This window comes from Polaromonas sp. P3_A5 (assembly GCF_056403055.1).
Genome location: NZ_JBFUGF010000001.1, coordinates 3,653,692 through 3,671,130, shown reverse-complemented (window position 1 = coordinate 3,671,130; position 17,439 = coordinate 3,653,692). Strand labels below are relative to the sequence as shown.

General features: G+C 59.8%; 14 protein-coding genes and 2 pseudogenes. 13 read left to right on the top strand and 3 right to left on the bottom strand.

All coding sequences use genetic code 11. The features are described 5' to 3' along the window. The 10 genes and pseudogenes from AC1DU8_RS17570 to AC1DU8_RS17525 form a co-directional block, all read left to right on the top strand. Positions 1-1,912 (top strand): annotated as a pseudogene (locus AC1DU8_RS17570) (hypothetical protein); the annotation flags it as partial. Next, on the top strand, positions 1,909-2,310 hold the full coding sequence (locus tag AC1DU8_RS17565) for a hypothetical protein (protein WP_457279757.1): 402 nt from the start codon (positions 1,909-1,911) through the stop codon (positions 2,308-2,310). The pseudogene AC1DU8_RS17570 and the gene AC1DU8_RS17565, both read left to right, overlap by 4 nt. Before the next feature lie 125 nt (positions 2,311-2,435). Next, positions 2,436-2,588: pseudogene (locus AC1DU8_RS17560) on the top strand (hemagglutinin repeat-containing protein); the annotation flags it as partial. 69 nt (positions 2,589-2,657) lie between these two features. Beyond that, on the top strand, positions 2,658-5,597 hold the full coding sequence (locus AC1DU8_RS17555; protein ID WP_457279756.1) for a hemagglutinin repeat-containing protein: 2,940 nt from the start codon (positions 2,658-2,660) through the stop codon (positions 5,595-5,597). After that, positions 5,594-5,950, top strand: a complete 357-nt coding sequence (locus AC1DU8_RS17550) for an immunity 8 family protein (protein WP_457279755.1) — start codon at positions 5,594-5,596, stop codon at positions 5,948-5,950. Before AC1DU8_RS17555 ends, AC1DU8_RS17550 begins: the two co-directional genes overlap by 4 nt. Positions 5,951-6,261: 311 nt before the next feature. Then, the gene (locus tag AC1DU8_RS17545; protein WP_457279754.1) at positions 6,262-6,600 is read left to right on the top strand and encodes a hypothetical protein; all 339 of its coding nucleotides are present in this window, start codon (positions 6,262-6,264) and stop codon (positions 6,598-6,600) included. 428 nt (positions 6,601-7,028) lie between these two features. Further along, positions 7,029-7,532: a hemagglutinin repeat-containing protein gene (locus AC1DU8_RS17540; RefSeq protein WP_457279812.1), complete on the top strand. Its 504-nt coding sequence runs from the start codon at positions 7,029-7,031 to the stop codon at positions 7,530-7,532. 61 nt (positions 7,533-7,593) lie between these two features. After that, positions 7,594-9,096, top strand: coding sequence for an ATPase domain-containing protein (locus AC1DU8_RS17535; protein WP_457279753.1), 1,503 nt, complete (start codon positions 7,594-7,596; stop codon positions 9,094-9,096). A gap of 72 nt (positions 9,097-9,168) precedes the next feature. Further along, positions 9,169-10,590 (top strand): hybrid sensor histidine kinase/response regulator, encoded by a 1,422-nt coding sequence (locus AC1DU8_RS17530; protein ID WP_457279752.1) that lies wholly within the window; start codon positions 9,169-9,171, stop codon positions 10,588-10,590. Between the two features lie 415 nt (positions 10,591-11,005). Continuing rightward, entirely contained in the window at positions 11,006-11,209 is a 204-nt protein-coding gene (locus AC1DU8_RS17525) for a hypothetical protein (protein ID WP_457279750.1), read from the top strand. 233 nt (positions 11,210-11,442) lie between these two features. On the opposite strand, the gene metK is transcribed toward AC1DU8_RS17525, so the two are convergent. Further along, positions 11,443-12,624 (bottom strand): methionine adenosyltransferase, encoded by a 1,182-nt coding sequence (gene metK, locus AC1DU8_RS17520; RefSeq protein ID WP_457279749.1) that lies wholly within the window; start codon positions 12,622-12,624, stop codon positions 11,443-11,445. Positions 12,625-12,800: 176 nt separating this feature from the next. On the opposite strand from metK, the gene AC1DU8_RS17515 reads away from it, so the two are divergent. After that, on the top strand, positions 12,801-13,661 hold the full coding sequence (locus AC1DU8_RS17515) for a lysophospholipid acyltransferase family protein (RefSeq protein WP_457279748.1): 861 nt from the start codon (positions 12,801-12,803) through the stop codon (positions 13,659-13,661). Beyond that, positions 13,658-14,554, top strand: coding sequence for a lysophospholipid acyltransferase family protein (locus AC1DU8_RS17510; RefSeq protein ID WP_457279747.1), 897 nt, complete (start codon positions 13,658-13,660; stop codon positions 14,552-14,554). The genes AC1DU8_RS17515 and AC1DU8_RS17510 overlap by 4 nt, the downstream gene beginning before the upstream one ends. Before the next feature lie 87 nt (positions 14,555-14,641). Here AC1DU8_RS17510 and AC1DU8_RS17505 read toward each other — a convergent pair whose 3' ends face one another. Then, complete coding sequence (locus tag AC1DU8_RS17505) at positions 14,642-15,553, bottom strand: alpha/beta fold hydrolase (protein ID WP_477690042.1); 912 nt, start codon at positions 15,551-15,553, stop codon at positions 14,642-14,644. An 87-nt stretch (positions 15,554-15,640) separates the two neighbouring features. Next, complete coding sequence (yihA, locus tag AC1DU8_RS17500; protein WP_457279745.1) at positions 15,641-16,381, bottom strand: ribosome biogenesis GTP-binding protein YihA/YsxC; 741 nt, start codon at positions 16,379-16,381, stop codon at positions 15,641-15,643. Between the two features lie 209 nt (positions 16,382-16,590). Here yihA and AC1DU8_RS17495 point away from each other — a divergent pair, with 209 nt between their 5' ends. After that, entirely contained in the window at positions 16,591-17,262 is a 672-nt protein-coding gene (locus AC1DU8_RS17495) for a c-type cytochrome (RefSeq protein WP_457279744.1), read from the top strand. Positions 17,263-17,439: the final 177 nt, after the last annotated feature.

The following is a 17,439-nucleotide window of genomic DNA, read 5'->3' as shown; positions in this document are numbered from 1 at the left end:
GGCGGGTAACACTGCCTTGCTGGGCAGCGTCATTGCCAGCGACACCCAGGCCGTCAATGCCCAGAAGAACAGCTTCAAGACCGGCGGCACCCTAAGCATCAGCGACATCCAGAACACCGCCAGCTACAAGGGCGAGTCAATCGGCATCAGCTTTGGCGGCGGCGCCACTGCCAAGACTGCCGGCATCAACGGCCTGGGCATAGGCATCGGCTCAGACAAGGGCGATGCCAGCAGTACCAGCAGCGCAGGTATCAGCGGTATTGCCGGCAATACCGCCGTCAGGAGCACGGATGCCGAGACCGGCCTTAAACCCATCTTTGACGCAGCCCGGGTACAGGCCGAGATCAATGCGCAGGTGCAAATTACGCAGGCGTTTACACGCGAAGCGCCCAAAGCGGCTGCCAGCTTTGCCGACAGCCAGGCCAAGAGCCTGCGAGATCAGATCAAGGAAACCATGACGCCGTCAGAAAAGACGGCCCTGATTCAGGAAGCCGAGAAGTGGGGAGAAGGCGGCATCTACCGGATCGCCCTTCACACGGCAGTAGGCGCGTTGGGCGGCGGCATGGACGGCGCCTTGGGCGCGGCTACCAGCGCCAGTTCAGCCAACCTGATGAACGCGTTCCAGGACAACCTGCAGTTAGGCCTGCAAACGGCAGGCTTGGGTGACGGCGTCTCCAAGAGCATTGCTCAAGTCGTTGCCGGGCTGACGGCCGCAGGCATTGGCGCTGCTGTGGGCGGAACTCAAGGGGCGGCCACTGCCTGGACTGTGGATGCCAACAATCGGCAGTTGCACTATACCGAGACCCAAAAGCTAGATGCAGCAAAAAGAGGAAAAACCACAGAGGAGAAACGCCGACTGGACGCCGCAGCGTGCGCACTTACCCGGTGTGCCGACGGCATTCCTGATAGTGACCCAAACTGGATCAAGCTCAACGACATGCAGCGAGTGGGTGAAACATACGCGGCGGAAAAAGCGATTCTCCAAAAAACAGGGGAGTTTATTTACACCAATCTTGACGGAATAAGAGATGGGCTGACACGAAATGGCGAAGTGGTTACACGCGTGGGAGGCGCGGTTAACCTCGGCGCTGGCGCCATCGGCACAGTTGGCGGCGGTGTGATTGCAGCGGGTGGTGCAGCATCATGCATTGAAACTTTGGGACTTGGCTGTGTAGCCGTCCCCATCGGGATTGGCATCGCTGGGGCGTCCAACCTCCAGATGCAGCAAGGGAATGCGGCAGCCTTTGGTGCCTACCGCTCAAACGAAGGTCAGCGTGTTCTGGACTCTTTCAACCTGGAAACATATCCTGGCGAGCGTGATCCGCTCATGCTCCTTGGAATTGATGCCGCCAAGTTCGGGCTCGCGTATCTGGGAGGAAAATATATTCCAAAGGCACTAGCCAAGGCCGAAGGAATAAGCGCAAGTCCGGGGGGGAGCATTGTTGGTGAAGTTGTCGCAACAACAAAACCACTAGCACTGCCGGCCCCAAAACCGGGTGAAGTGATTCCAAATGCAATGAGTGCGGAAGAAATTTCTCAGGCAGCCGATATCGTTGCATACAAGGGCGGAAGATTTGTGGGACAGCTGAGCCACAATACCCCGGGAATTGATGGCTGGTTAAATGGTGTCCCTGTTAGCCTAAAGGAAGTAACAGGAAATGGCATGACAGCAGTGCAGCGAAATATCGTTGATGGAACTAAGCAAATGGTTAACGCAAAGCAAATTGGCGATATGTACGTAGATGCCACCAAGACTGGCATATCAGTTCAAGACGTCACAAGCTGGGTCAAACCGGGGTCACCTGTCTCCAACATCCTGAACGAAGGTACCGTGGGCAACATCAATATTAAAACCATAAATGGATGGATAACATTGACTCGTTCTACGCTGACGACTAAGGGCACGCCATGAAAAGTTCTTTTGTCCAGATGGATGCCAATCCAACACAGGACGAATTAACGAGCGCCATAAAAAATGGCTTCTCCCGTTTCAAACAAAAGACGCCAACCTTGACGATGGAACTGGTTGGGCCAATTCACCGAGATCCTTATGTAAAGGGCGCGGCTGAAAATGAATGGTGCTGGGTTTCAATTTCTGAGCAGCCTATTGATGAAAGAATTCCCGACGCCAAGAAATACATGGGATCGGTGAGTACCCGAGGAGATGATTTATTTGCTGCTCTGGTGACTTATTCGCTGTGCAAAGAATTTGGCGATTCTGTTGATGACAATGCTGGTTACCTTGAGGCCGGAAAAGAGTTCACCCTTGCTGAGCTTGAGGCCGCGTTGCAAGCCAAGCTACGCGTTTGATGATTGATTCCCATAGCGACTTAAACCATTTAGACAGGTAATTTTCCAGCCGCCCTTGATCAGCTTGTATCAACTTTGAGGGTCAAGAAAATGCGGGACTCGGATAGGAATTCACCCTCGCCTCCGGCCAAGACATCAAGGTCCAGGGCTCCAGCGTGATTGGCGACACCGGCACCACCCTGGCCGCCGGCCGCAACATCGCCATCGAAGCGGCCACCAACACCAGCAGAAGCACGTCTTTCTTTGAGAAGAAGGAGTCGGGTTTCTTCCAGGAAGGCCTGTCTTACAACGCCAGCGAGCAGTCCAACGACAGGCAGGGCCGCAACACAACCGCAGCGGCCAGCACCGTGGGCGCACTGCAAGGCAACGTGGTCGCCGTCGCCAACAACAACTACCGCCAGGTCGGCAGCGACGTGATCTCACCGCAAGGCAATATCACCATCAGCGCCGCCAAGGTGGACATCGTGGAAGCCCGCGAAACCAGCCGCAGCACCACGGAAGATAAAACCTCCCAAAGCGGCTTTGGCGTCACCTTCAGCAACCCCGTGCTGTCGGCCATCGAAAGCGTGCAGCAAAGCGCCCAGGCCATCAGCAACGCCAGCAAGGTCAAGGACTCGCGCATACAGGCACTGGCCGCAGCCAGCACGGCACTCACGGCGTACAACACCTACAACCAGGTCGCAGCCCTGGTGAAGGACCCGGCCGCAGCAGCCAGCATCGGCGTAAACCTGAGCATCGGCTCCAGCAAGAGCCAGAGCAACACAGAGAACACCAGCAACACGGCCGTGGGCTCCAATGTTGCCGCTGGCGGCGACATCACCATCGCGGCCACTGGTGCAGGCTTGGACAGCAACCTCACGGTGCAAGGCAGCCGCATCAACGCCGGCGGTAGCGCCAGCCTCATGGCAGACAACCAGGTCAACCTGCTCGCCGCCATCAACACCGCCAGCGAGCGCAACAGCAACAGCAACTCGGGCGCCAGCCTGGGCATCGGCTTCAGCGTGGGCGCCAAAAGCGGCTTCAGCCTGAACGCCAGCGTCTCCAGCGGCAAGGGCGAAGGCAACGGCGACGAGATCCGCTACACCAACACCCAGGTGCAGGCCGGCAACACGCTGGTGATCGCCTCGGGCGGCGACACCAACCTCATAGGCGCGGTCGCAGCTGCCAAACAGGTCACCGTGCAAACCGGCGGCGACCTCATCATCCAGAGCCTGCAAGACCAGTCCGTCTACAAAGAAACGCAAAGCAGCGCCGGTGCTGGGGTGAGCCTGTGCATACCGCCCTTCTGCTATGGCTCCAGCAGCGGTAGCGTAAGCGGAGGCAAAAGCAACATCGACAGCAACTACCAAAGCGTTGGCGAGCAAAGCGCGATTCGCGCGGGCGATGGCGGCTTTAACGTTGCCGTGGGCGGTAACACGACCCTGGCTGGCGGGCAGATCACCAGCACCCAAAAGGCTGTGGACGACGGCAAGAACAGTTTCCAGGCCGGCGGTGTGTTGACGCTCACCGACATCCAGAACGTTGCCAGTTATGAAGGCAGCGGCTACCAACTGGGAGCGGGGCTGAGCGGAACCCTCGGCGACCAAAGCAGCCCAGGGGCGATAGCTGACATGCGTGACCGCGGCATGACCGATGCACAAATCGAACGGGCCAGCCACACCGTAACCCGCCCGGGCGGAGGCGCCGGTTATGGGCAGACCAGCGGCGACGCCAGCAGCACCACCACGGCAGGGATCAGCGGCATTGCAGGCAACACGGGCGCCCGAACCGGTGACGCTGAAACCAGCCTCAAGCCGATCTTTGATAGGGACAAGGTCAGGGCGAATATTGATGCGCAGATCGCTATTACTGCGGCGTTTGGGCGGTCTGCCAGCACGGCTTGGGGCGACTACGCGAATCAGCAACAAGCTGGCGCACCGGATGCCAAATCCGCCGCCTGTTGGGCTGAAGGGGGCGCCTGCCGGGTTGCCGGCCATATCCTGATCGGCGGATTGGGTGGCGGCGTAGGCGGCGCTGCAGGCGCCGGCGCCGCGGCACTTGCAGCAGACGAGATTAACAAGCTCACAGAGGACCTGCCCCCGGTCCTTAAAAACCTTGTGGGCGCGGGCATTGCCGCCAGTATTGGCGCAGCGGCCGGTGGTTTGACAGGGGCAGCTGCTGCGTTTAACGAAGACACCAACAACAGGCAGCTCAACCCCAACCAGATCAGCCGCATCCAGCAGCTGGCCAATGGCAGCAATGCGGCTGTGGCACGCCTGACGATAGCCGCCTGTGCGATTCGCCGGTGCGCAGATGGCGTGCCGCCCACCGATGCCAATTACCGCTTGCTGTCGGATATGCAAGCGGCTGGCGCCACCGACGAATATGCTGCAGAGCGCAGCACCTTGGCCCAACAAACCTATAGAGTCGGCACCAACCCAAGTAATCAGACGTCACCGCTGAAGCTGTTCAACGACTACAACGCCTCGGACAGCGCGGTGGATGCGTTTACCAGCAGCAACGGCGGCATTCGTACCATGGGACTGCTGCAGGCGCTGGGCGGGGCCGGGATGATAGTCGCGGGCACAGGCGCTTGTACGACCGGGTTTGGCTGCTTCCTGGGTGGTGCGGGTGCGACCTTTGGGTGGGATCAGGTCGTAACAGGTAGCAATACCGCCGCAACAGGGCAGCCTACGCTTACGATGGGAGAGCAAGTTCTGCAAGGCATGGGCCTGAGCCCGCAAGCTGCTGCGCTGACTTATGCAGCACTGGGACTTTCGCCGGCTGCGGTGGAAGGTATATTGCTGAATCGGACCGTTAATGCACAGGCGGCGGCCTATGCGGCGGCCAGAAATACGTATGCTACAAATGGGGCAAGTGGGGGAACGGCAGTAGCAGGAGAAATTGCAACCCCGGTGACTTCTGGCGGGACGGCGAATGTGGTGACCGTGCCAGGACTGAAAGGGCAGCTGGCCGCCGAAAATCTTGCCAACATTGCGGCGCAGGATGCGAGACTTGCGAAAGCGGCGAGCGGCAGTGGAGTGCCAAATCCGAATTTCTCCGTCGGAAGCGGTACGGCGACCGAAGCGAATAGCTTGGGGCAGATATGGGTAGGTGATGGAGCGCGACCATTGAACGGTGTACCCGGCGGATTGATCAGCGCTGACGGTACGCGAGTCTTTAGGCCTCCGACTGCAAAGCCCAATGCACCTGCCGAGTTCAATCCGACCGGTGTCCAGGCCAACTTCCAGATGAGGGACCCGAATACAGGGGCTGTAATTTCCAACGGACACATGGTGATCAAATGAACAAACCCACTCTCAAAGGGATTGATTTCGGTGCAGAGGATCTCAACACCTACACCCCGCAAACACCAGACAACTTTTGCATGTGGCTGACCTTAGCGATCGGACCAGAGGGGATTGAAGGCAGTCATCTGTTCCAAGTTGGGATATGCACAAATTCGTGGCTTGCGCATCAGCTATCGATCAAGAGTGCATATGTTTTGCGGCACATGATCCTCGTTGAAAGTTTCGATTTTGAATTGATCAAGAAGACAGTTAGCGAGATTATTGAGAACGCTGAACGCCCTACTTGGGAGCAGTCAGTACCAATTCTTTCCAGATACTTTGCGTGGGAGTATGAGGACTACCAGTCGTAAAGGACGTTGTGTTGGATCTGAGATGATTTTGAAAGCCATTGAAACGGCTGAGGTGCAAAAGGTCATCTCCGTTTCAGCGCAACTCGGTCTAACAAACGCAAGAGTGTTGATTTCCATCACAACTTAAACCACTTAGACGAGTAATTTTCAGTCGACCTTGACCCGCTCGGGTCTGGCTTTGCAGTGCAAAAAGAGGCGGAACTCGGAAGTAAATTCACCCTTTGGTGACCAGTTGTTTCCCAAGCGCATGGAGCAAAATTTGATGGAAAGACTGGGTCAAGTAGCTGCGGAACGCAACACTCGGTAAATTTATGAAATTTTGGCAACTTCTAAGCATTGCTGGCGAAAAATTGGTTGCGGAAAAGGCCACAACAAATTCTTTATGGGCGCACTACGCCATCTGGATTGGCGACTTGCCTGCAATCGTCAACAGTCAAAATAGAGAAAAGTTGGACGCGAATTTAGATTTCGCTTTTGTTAGCTGCGTCCTATCAGAAGTTCAGCAAATTTGCTACTTCGGTAGTGACGGAATTTTGAGATCTTGGAGGTTTTCTCCTGAAGATAAGCCAGTGTCTCTGCTAAGTGTTTTTAACTCATACGGCGGTGACATATTGGAGGAGATCCTTGAGAAAGGAAGTGTAAAACCATAGAACCGCACAACTCCTTGCAGGCAGCCTGAGCCTGAACGCCGGCAACAACGTCAACCTCAGCGCAGGCCGGCAGACCAACAGCTTCGGCTTTGGCATGACCACCGCCGAGAGCGACCTCTTCAGCAGCTCCAGCACCAAAGAGCGCCGCAGCACTGATCAGGACAACCCCGTCGGCTGTTGATTTCCATCACAACTTGAACCACTTAGACAGGTAATTTTCAGTCGGCCTTGACCCGCTTGGGTCTGGCTTTGCCGTTCAAAAAGAGGTGGAACTCGGAGAGGAGTTCACCTTTTGATGACCCTTTGTTCCTCAAAGCGCATGGATCAAGATTTGATGGAAAGACTGGGTCAACTAGCGGCGCAACTCAACAATCAAATAGGCCTCTAGCCTAGATGGGGCGTGCGCCAGCTGCTATAAATTCAATGGCATCACCAGCTACACCAACACCCAAGTCAAGGCTGGTGAAAAAGTCAGCCTGACCACGGGCGGAGACGCCACCCTGCAGGGTGCCGTGATCCGGGCCGAGCAGGTCAAGGCCGACATTGGCGGCAACCTCAACATCGCCTCATTGCAGGACAGCAGCACCTACACCAGCAGCCAGCAAAGCCTGGGCGGCTCACTGAGTGTGGGCGTCGGCAAGATCAGCGGCAGCATCAGCGCTTCCAGCAGCAATATCAACTCCAACTTCCAGAGCGTTGCCGAACAAAGCGGCATCAAGGCCGGAAGCGGCGGCTTCCAGGTCAGCGTGGCGGGCAACACTGCCAATGCCCAGGGTCCATCTTTTGGCGCCGACCGGAAAGGGCGTATTGCCACTGTGGCCTATTGTGGGACGGCGTCTTGTCCTACGCATAACGCAGATGCGGTAAACCGGGCATTTTTAAGCTGGCTGACTACCATTTATCCAGGTGTTACAAGCCGCTGTGTTCTTTAACGAGTGTTGCGGATTGTTCTTTCATTGCCAAGTCGGCTCACAAACCGCTTTTCCTGCAACCATGACTTCAAAGAACCCAACCGAGCTCCATTTTCTTTCCACCGGTATAGCCGGCCTGGACAATATTCTGGGCGGCGGCCTCATCAAAGACCGCATTTACCTGATCGAAGGTGAACCTGGCACCGGCAAGACCACCACCGGGCTGCAGTTTCTGGTCGAAGGCGCCCGGCGCGGTGAGTCGGTTGTCTACATCACGCTGGCCGAAACGGCCGCAGAACTGGGTGGTGTTGCCGAATCCCATGGCTGGGACATGGAGGGCATCCACATTCATGAGGTCCTTCCTTCCGAAAACCTGCTGACGCCGGAGGCCGAATACACCATGTTCCACCCCTCCGAGGTCGAGATGGGCACCACCACCCAAATGATCCTGTCTGTGATCGAGGAACGAAAACCGACCCGGGTGGTGATTGATTCCCTCTCCGAATTGCAATTGCTGGCCGATACGCCGCTGCGCTATCGCCGCCAGGTGCTGGCACTGAAGCAGTTTTTTGCCAGCCGTTCCTGCACCGTGATGCTGCTCGACGATCGCACCGCCGCCGGCATTGACCTTCAGGTGCGCTCCATTGCCCATGGCGTGATCACGCTGGACCAGTCCGTGAAGGACTACGGGGCCGAACGGCGCCGCGTGCGCGTGGTGAAGTACCGCGGCATCGCCTTTCGCGGCGGAATGCATGACTACGACATCCAGTACGGCGGCCTGTGCGTGTACCCGCGCCTGGTGGCGGCCGAGTCGCGCGTGATGGGCAGACGCGAGCAGCTCAAAAGCGGCCTCACCGAGCTCGACACCCTCCTTGGCGGCGGCCTGGAAGAGGGCACGAGCACCCTCATCGCCGGGCCTCCCGGTACCGGCAAGTCGTCGCTGGCGGCCCAGTTTGTCACTGCCGCGGCGCAGCGCGGGCAGACCAGCGCCATGTTCCTGTTTGAAGAAGCCGCCAACAATTTACTCAATCGCGCGGATGGCTTGGGGATGGAAATCCGCGAGCCCTATGAAGCGGGTGTGCTGAGCATTCAGCAGATCGACCCGGCCGAACTGTCCCCCGGGGAGTTCGCGTCGGTGGTGTGCCAGGCTGCCGACCGCGGCTGCAAAGTTGTCGTCATCGACAGCATCAACGGCTACCTCAACGCCATGCCGGATGAACGCTTCCTGACCACGCATTTGCACGAACTGCTGACGTACCTGGGCCAGCGTGGTGTGGTGACCATCCTGGTCGGCGTGCAGCAGGGCATGCTGGGCGGCCAGATGTCCACCGCGGTGGACGCCAGCTATCTGGCCGACAACGTGCTCATGCTGCGCTATTTCGAGCATGACGGCGAGGTCAAGCAGGCCGTATCGGTGTTCAAAAAGCGAGGCAGCCTGCACGAGCGCACCATCCGCGAATTCTCCATGTCCCGCAAGGGTATCCACGTAGGTGCGCCTCTGCGCGGCTTCCGCGGCATCCTGACGGGGGTGCCGGTTTATGTCGGTAACGATCCTGAAGTGGGTGGCGCCCGCGGAGCGAGATAGGTGGAGCGGCGAATCGTCATTTGTGCGCCTACAGGGCGGGACGCGGCGCTGACTGCCAAAGTGCTCCGGTCAGTGGGCATCCACAGCATTGTGTGCGCGAATACCGACGAGTTGATGACGCAATTGCCGCTGGGCGCCGGTGCCTTGTTGCTGGTGGAAGAAGTTGTCAGCGGTGTGGCCATGCGGCCGCTGGCCGAATACGTGGCCTCACAGCCCACCTGGTCGGACATCCCCATCCTGCTTTTGACGCGTAGCGGCGCCGATTCGCTGGATGTGCAGCGGGCGGTCGAGCATCTGGGTAATGTGACGCTGGTGGAACGACCCGTGCGCACCATTGCCCTGATTACCGCCACCCGCTCGGCCGTGCGGGCACGCGAAAGGCAATACCAGGTGCGCGATGCCGACAAGCGCAAGGACGAGTTCCTGGCTACGCTCGCGCATGAACTGCGCAATCCGCTGGCGCCGATCCGCACGTCCATGGGCATCCTCAAGCATCTTTACCCGGATTCGGGCCAGATCACGCAGCTGCGCAATGTCGTGGACCGCCAGGTTGCTCACCTGACGCGATTGGTGGATGACCTGTTGGACGTGGCCCGCATCACCAGCGGCAAGGTCACCCTGAAAAGGGGGCAGATCACACTGCAATCAGTGATCAACCATGCGGTGGAGATTTCCGCTACCGCCATGGAAAGCAAGCAGCACCGGCTGGACGTGCAGGAGCCGGACGCACCGTATCTGCTGGATGCCGATCACGCACGCCTGGTGCAAAGCGTCGCCAACCTTCTGGTCAACGCCGCCAAGTTCACGCATCCAGGCGGGCATATCGTGCTGCGCGCGGAAGTCGAGGGGCCTGTGGTGACTTTCCGGGTCGCCGACAACGGGATCGGGCTTGAGGCGTCTTCTCTGGCAAAGATCTTTGACCTGTTTGCCCAGACGCCCGTGCCTGGCGAAGCGCCGACCGGCCTGGGGATCGGTCTGAGCCTGGCCAGGCAGTTTGCCGAGATGCACGGCGGCACTCTGCACGCCAACAGTGAAGGCCTGGGTCATGGCAGTGAGTTCGTCCTGGCGCTGCCGGTGGTTCTGGAGGGCGGGCAGCCTGCATCGCCTGTGCAAATGGCGGGCTCCGCCCGGTCCGGAAATGCCAAAAAAATCCTGGTGGTGGACGACAACGTGGATGCGGCCAATACCTTGGGCGCTTTGCTTGGCATGGACGGGTTTGCGGTGACAACGGCGTATGACGGTGTGGCCGCCGTTGCCGCAGCCAAGGCCCACAGGCCGGACGTTATCGTCATGGACATCGGAATGCCCGGCATGAACGGGTACGACGCAGCACGCTTGATCCGCCAGCAGCCTGCCGCTGAAACCATGGTCCTTATTGCACTTACTGGTTGGGGACAGACAACAGACAAAGCCCTTGCCAGTTTGGCCGGGTTTAACCATCACCTGGTCAAACCGGTGGATTACGAAAGCCTGATGTCCTGCCTCGTTGCCTGATGTGGGTAAAAAGCAGCGGCCGGAATGCCGGGAATTAAAGCTCAAACCAGGGAAGTGGCGCCTGATTCGAGCTTGTCCTACACGCATTTCCTATCCCGCTGACGCATCGTGGCCAAGCGTGAACCTACAGTCAAAACCCAGCCACTCAAAGCCTTCATTGGCGCCGCCATGTTTCTAGACAGCTTTCCCCTGCATGAACCAGGAATCCGGGCAACCCGGCCTGTGCGCGAAGTCGCCATGGAAACGGGGAAATCCCGCAGTGCCTGGCCGTTCATCGTTACCGGCAACGGTTTTGGTGTGTCGCACGCTGCCCGTGATTCCCGGGGCGGAATGCCCTCAATGTCGGCATCCGTATTTCCCGCCACGGATCCCGGCAGCTTTGTTACCTGACGTTCAGCGACACGAAGGACACAAGATGGGCCTGAAAAAACGTACCGATCCAAAGAGTGATCGTGACCGCAAGAACGGGTCAGCCGCACGGCCTGACGCCATATCTGCCGACGAATACGGCAGAGAGGGCACCAACAAGACCATCGCGCAGCCCAAAGCCGACAACGCGCCGTCCGAAGAGTTGGGCAATACCCCGCATGTCGGGAAAAGCCCCTACACGCGGGGTTGAATCGCGGGGTTGATCTTCTGGATTAGCGAGGGGGAGGGACCTCTTGGGTCCTTAACTTTGCAGCGCGAAGCAAGCCTGCGCTGAAAGCCGCACAAGCTCGCTTCGTTCGGGGCCTTACAGGCCTGCAGCCGCGCGAAGCGTAGCTGCTTTGTCCGTCTTTTGGTCTGCGTTCACATTCGCGATGCGAATATGAACTTCGCCCGCATACCGATACCGCGCTACGCGCGGCGGCCTTACAGGCCGGCTGCCGCCCGAAGGGCCGCAGCTTTATCGGTACGCTCCCACGTAAATTCTGGCTCGTCGCGGCCGAAGTGGCCGTAGGCTGCCGTCTTTTCGTAGATGGGGCGCAGCAGGTCCAGCATCTGGATGATGCCCTTGGGGCGCAGGTCAAAGTGTTCATTGACGAGAGCCGAGAGTTTTTCGTCGGAAATCACGCCGGTGCCTTCGGTGTAGACCGTGACGTTCATGGGGCGGGCTACGCCGATGGCGTAAGCCACCTGGATCTGGCACTGGCGTGCCAGGCCCGCGGCCACAATATTTTTGGCTACATAACGGGCTGCGTAGGCGGCTGAGCGGTCTACCTTGCTAGGGTCTTTGCCGCTGAACGCGCCGCCGCCGTGCGGGCAGGCGCCGCCGTAGGTGTCGACGATGATCTTGCGGCCGGTCAGGCCGCAGTCGCCCTGCGGGCCGCCGATAACGAAGCGGCCGGTCGGATTGATCAGGTACTTGGTGTCCTTGAGCCACTCTTTGGGCAGTACCGGCTTGATGATCTCTTCAATGATGGCTTCGGTGAACGAGGCCTTCATTTTGTGCGCGGTTTCGCTCTGGTCAGGGCTGTGCTGGGTTGACAGCACCACAGTGTCGATGCTGTGCGGTTTGCCGTCCACATAGCGCATGGTCACCTGGCTCTTGGCGTCAGGGCGCAGGAAAGGCAGGCGTCCGTCCTTGCGCAGCTGGGCCTGGCGCTCGACCAGGCGGTGAGCGTAGTAAATCGGCGCAGGCATCAGGTCCGGGGTTTCGTCGCAGGCATAGCCGAACATAAGGCCCTGATCGCCGGCGCCGATGTTCAGGTGGTCGTCACTGGCATGGTCTACGCCCTGGGCGATGTCATTGGACTGCTTGTCGTAGCAGACCATGACTGCGCAGCCCTTGTAATCGATGCCGTATTCGGTGTTGTCGTAGCCGATGCGCTTGATGGTGTCGCGGGCGACCTGGATGTAGTCGACATGCGCGTTGGTGGTGATCTCGCCGGCCAGCACGACGAGGCCGGTGTTGGTCAGGGTTTCGGCGGCAACGCGGCTGCGCGGGTCCTGCTTGAAGATCGCGTCGAGGATTGCGTCGGAAATCTGGTCGGCGACCTTGTCGGGATGGCCTTCAGAGACGGATTCGGATGTAAAGAGAAAATCGTTCGCCATTGCGTACACTCCATGAAGTTTGTCGGCGCGTTGCCGGCTGGAATGCCTCGGCGAACGCTTTAGCAGTTTGGTTTAATGTCGCCCTGCAAGTAGTTCAGTAACTCGGCGACAGCTTGCATTATATGACGGCTGTTTTTTGGCCGGCGTAACCTTTCGATACCCCTTTCACCTGATTCATGCCCTGGTTGTTCCGCTTCTTTTCCCTCTGGCCGCTGGCCGCCCTGCATGCGCTGGGCGGCATGCTGGGCTGGCTGGTGTGGGGCTTGAGTCCGCGCTATCGCGCGCAGTTCAGGGCACATGTGGCCCAGGCCGGCCTCCCTTTTTCGCTGGCCCGGCCGGCGATTGCCGAGGCAGGACGTTTTATTGCCGAGCTGCCGAAACTGTGGATGCGGCCCGCCACTGAATCCTGCCTGGGCAATGTCCGTGTTGAAGGCCAGGTGCACGCGGAGCAGGCTTTTGCCGAAGGTCGTGGTGTGATTTTTTTCGGCCCCCATTGCGGCAGCTTTGAGCTGGGCCCGCAAGCATTGGCTGAGCTGTATGGGCCCATTACCGCAATTTACCGGCCCGCACGCAAGGCCTGGCTGGCCCGTCTGGAACGCCTGGCGCGTGACCGGGCTAACCTCACTGTCGTGCCCGCCTCCTTAAGCGGCATCCGCCTCATGCACAAAACCCTCAAGGCCAACCAGGCCGTAGCCTTGTTGACGGACCAGGTGCCGCCCGAGGGCCTGGGCGTGTGGGCGCCTTTTTTTGGCAAGCCGGCCTACACGATGACGCTGGCCGCGCGGCTGGCGTTGCAGAGCGGTGCGGTGCTGCTGCCCGTCAGTTGCGAGCGCCTGGCCCGCGGCAAAGGGTATTTCCTCAAGATATGGCCACCGGTGCAGGGGATGGACGCCTCTGATTCCGGCGCGCGCGCCGACTTGTTGCATGGGGTGACACAGATCAACCGGGCGATCGAAGCCATTGTGCTGAGCCAGCCGGGCCAGTATTTGTGGGGCTACGCACGCTACAAAACACCACGCAAGGAAACTCCCCTTTGAAGACTCCCCGTCAGTTGGCCAGCCGAGTCGTGACCCGCGGCGGCATTTTCTTTATGCGGGTGCTGGCGCTGCTGCCGCTTTCCTGGACGCGTGGCCTGGGCGTGCTGCTCGGCTGGATGTTGTATGCGGTGGTAGGCTCGCGCCGGCGCGTGGTGGCCACCAATTTCGCGCTGTGTTTCCCCGGTTATCCGGCCGCAGAACGGCGCCGCCTCACGGTGCTGACATTCGTCTTTTTTGCCCAGGCCTGGCTGGACCGCGCCTGGCTCTGGCATGCGCCCCAGGCCTGGGTGCAGCGGCGTGTTCAGGTGACGGGTGCCGTGCAGGAACTGGAGGGCAATGAGCCCACGGTGATATTCCTGCCGCATTTCGTCGGCCTGGATGCGGCATGGGCCGGTGTGGCGCTGCAGATGCCGCGGCCCTCGACCACCATTTACACCGACCAGTCGAACAAGCTGGTGGACCGCTGGATACTGCGGGGCCGGCGGCGTTTTGGCAACCTGCGGCTTTTTGGGCGGGGTGACGGCGTCAAGCCCATTGTGGCCGCGCTTCGGGAAGGGCAGCCGCTTTACCTGTTGCCCGACATGGACTTCGGCCCCGACGATTCAGTGTTCGTGCCTTTTTACGGCATACCCACCGCAACGGTCCCGTCTCTCTCGCGATTTGCACGCCTGGGCCGCGCCAAGGTGCTGCCCCTGTTGCCCCGGATCACTCCGACGGGCTATGAGGTGGAGGTGCTGCCTGCCTGGCCGGACTTCCCCAGCGATGACCCGGTGGCCGACACCGCGCGCATGAATGCGCAACTGCAGGACTACATCAACACCATGCCCGCCCAGTACTACTGGGTGCACAAGCGCTTTAAAACCCGGCCCGAAGGCGAGCCATCCCTGTATTGACGGCGGGCGGGTTGGGCCGAAATTTTAGGGGAATAGTCTTCCGGGCCAGGCGAAATCAGCGCGAACAGCTATTAAATCAATAGCAATTTAGCGCAAAAAATCCTCCAAGTGGGCCGCCACCAATGCGGGCTGCTCGTGCACGATCCAGTGGGTTGCACCTTCGATGCGGCGTAAATCCATCTGCGGCACGTAGTCGCCCAGGCCTTCCAGTAGCGCGGGCGGCAAGGCTGTATCGTCCAGGGCCCAGAGCACCAGCGTCGGCAGGTGAACTTCCAGCATGTCCCGTGGAATGCTCACTGCCGCGGCGGCCGGGTCGTTGTGCGGCGGCCCGGGCCGCGGCGGTCGCAAGGGCGAAGCACGGTAGTAATTGCAGGGGCCTGTCAGGCCCTGGCGCCAGATTTCGCGGTATTGGTCCTTGACGGCTTCGGTCAGCCAGGCGTGCGGCCCATCGGCTGCGCCCATCTTGGTAAAAAAATCCCAGAGCCGCCGAAAATCGTCTTCAGCCAGCAATGCTTCAGCATCCGGGCGGATCAGGAAGTTCATGTAGGCACTGGCGGCTTGCTGTGCCGGTGAATGCTGCAGTTCGCGCAAAAAGGTGCCGGGATGCGGCGAGTTGATGATGGCCAGCTTTTTCATCAGCGCGGGGTGGCCCGCGGCCAGGTTCCAGGCCACCGCGCCGCCCCAGTCGTGGGCCACAAGGCAAGCTAGTTGGCCACCCTCCAGCGCAATCAGCGCTGCGATGTCCTGCACCAGGTGTTTGGGCCGGTAGGCTGCCACGTCCAGTGGTGCGCTGGAATGTTCAAATCCGCGCAGGTTGGGTGCCACACACCGAAAACCGCCGTTTTCGGGCCGCGCAAAATGCTCCAGCAAGCCGTCCCAGACAAAAGCGGCTTCCGGAAAGCCGTGCAGGAACATCAGGACAGGGCGGCCTTTTTCACCTGCAGTCCGGCAGGACAAGGTGATGCCGTGGGGCAATGCATACAAGCGGGTGGCTATCATGTTGCTACTATTTTTATAGCTGCTTGCGCTCGTCCCTGTTGGGCTGGAGCCGGTATTTATCTGAAACCTCAGCGCTGGAGAGCTGTCTCAGTCATTGATCTCGGGCAGCTCTTCAGGCGCCGCTTTGGCAGGCTTTGCCGGTTTTTCGACCGATTTCTCTGCCGGATGGGCCCAGTCCCACAAATGCTGGGCCACTTCTTCGACACCGCGGCGCTTCAGCGAAGAGAAGAGTTTGACGTCTCCGCCGCCGGCCTGCAGTCGCACAATGGACAGCGCCTTGGCTGCTTCGGTCTTGTTGAGTTTGTCGGACTTGGTCAGCAGCACCAGGAACTTGAGGCCGTCTTCCACCCGTGGCCGGATCACGTCCAGCAGGATCTCGTCGAGCTCGGTCAGGCCCAGGCGCGGGTCGCACAGCAGCACCACGGCCTTGAGGTTGTCGCGCGTCTGCAGATAGTTGCCCATCACCTGCTGCCAGCGGTACTTGGCTTCCTTGGGCACGGCCGCATAGCCGTAGCCCGGCAGGTCGGCCAGCACGGCGTCCGTCACGCCCTGTTTGCCCAGGCTGAAGAGGTTGATGCTTTGGGTGCGGCCCGGCGTCTTGGAGGCAAATGCCAGCCGGTGTTGCTGCGTCAGCGTGTTGATGCAGGTGGATTTGCCGGCGTTGGAGCGGCCGACAAAGGCGATTTCAGGCACGTCGACACGGGGCAGGTGCTTGAGCTCGGGCGCTGTGGTCAGGAATTTGGCTGTGTGCAGCCAGCCCATCGCGATTTTGGGGTCGGGCGCGCCGGTTGCGGCTACAGGTTGTTTGGACGGAGAGGGTGAGGTCATGATCGGGCGGTCCCTGGAGATCGGTTGCACGCTACCGGCATGCGTTGGAGGGAGCAATGGCTTCGGGGACGGAACCCGGGAAGCGCTGAGGCGGTGCGGAGCTGCTGGCCCGTTGCCGCGGCAAGACCCGAATAATCGGGGGTGCCCTGAAGCCATTGTAAAATCAGAAAGTTATAAGTTTTGTGCGCCAACCAATTAAAACCCCCGATATGAAGCTGTTCGTTACTTCTCTCCTGGCCGCCTTGCTGGCCGTGCCTGCCGTGTCGTCTTATGCTGCCGGCGAAGCCGCACCTGCACACGGCGCCGCTTCGGCTCCCGCAGCAGCCCCGGCCAAGGTTGCCAAGCCTGATCTGGTCAAGGGCGAGGCCAGCTTCACCGCAGTTTGCGCCAGCTGCCACGGCGCCGACGGAAATTCCGGTACCCCTGCCAACCCCAAGCTGGCGCAGCAGCACCCCGAATACCTGGTCAAGCAGCTGCAGGAGTTCAAGGCCGGCAAGCGCAAGAACCCGATCATGCAAGGCTTTGCGGCGGCACTGTCTGAAGACGACATGAAAAACATCGCCTACTGGGCGACGTCCAAGAAAGCCAAAACCGGCTTTGCCAAAGACAAGGAACTGGTTGCTCTCGGCGAGCGGATCTACCGCGGCGGCGTGCAGGACCGCCAGATCGCAGCCTGCGCGGGCTGCCACAGCCCCACGGGCGCCGGCATTCCTTCCCAATATCCCCGCCTGAGCGGCCAGCATGCTGACTACACAGTGACGCAGTTGACGGCTTTCCGTGACGGCGGCCGAGGCAACAGCCTGCCCATGAGCCAGGTGGCTGCCAAGCTGAACGACCGTGAAATCCGCGCGCTGGCCGACTACATTGCCGGCCTGCGTTAAGCAAAGTACAGCAAAGGACTGGCAGGCGAGCGTTTTTTTTGCTGAAAGTACCCGCAGGCTGCCTGCAGTATTGAACCCAAGCCTCCAAAACCAATCACACCAAGGCGGGTCTTTCTGATGAAAGCCCGCCTTTTTTCTTTTTCCCTTCTTTTTCTGGTTCGCAGGCTTTCCTGAGCC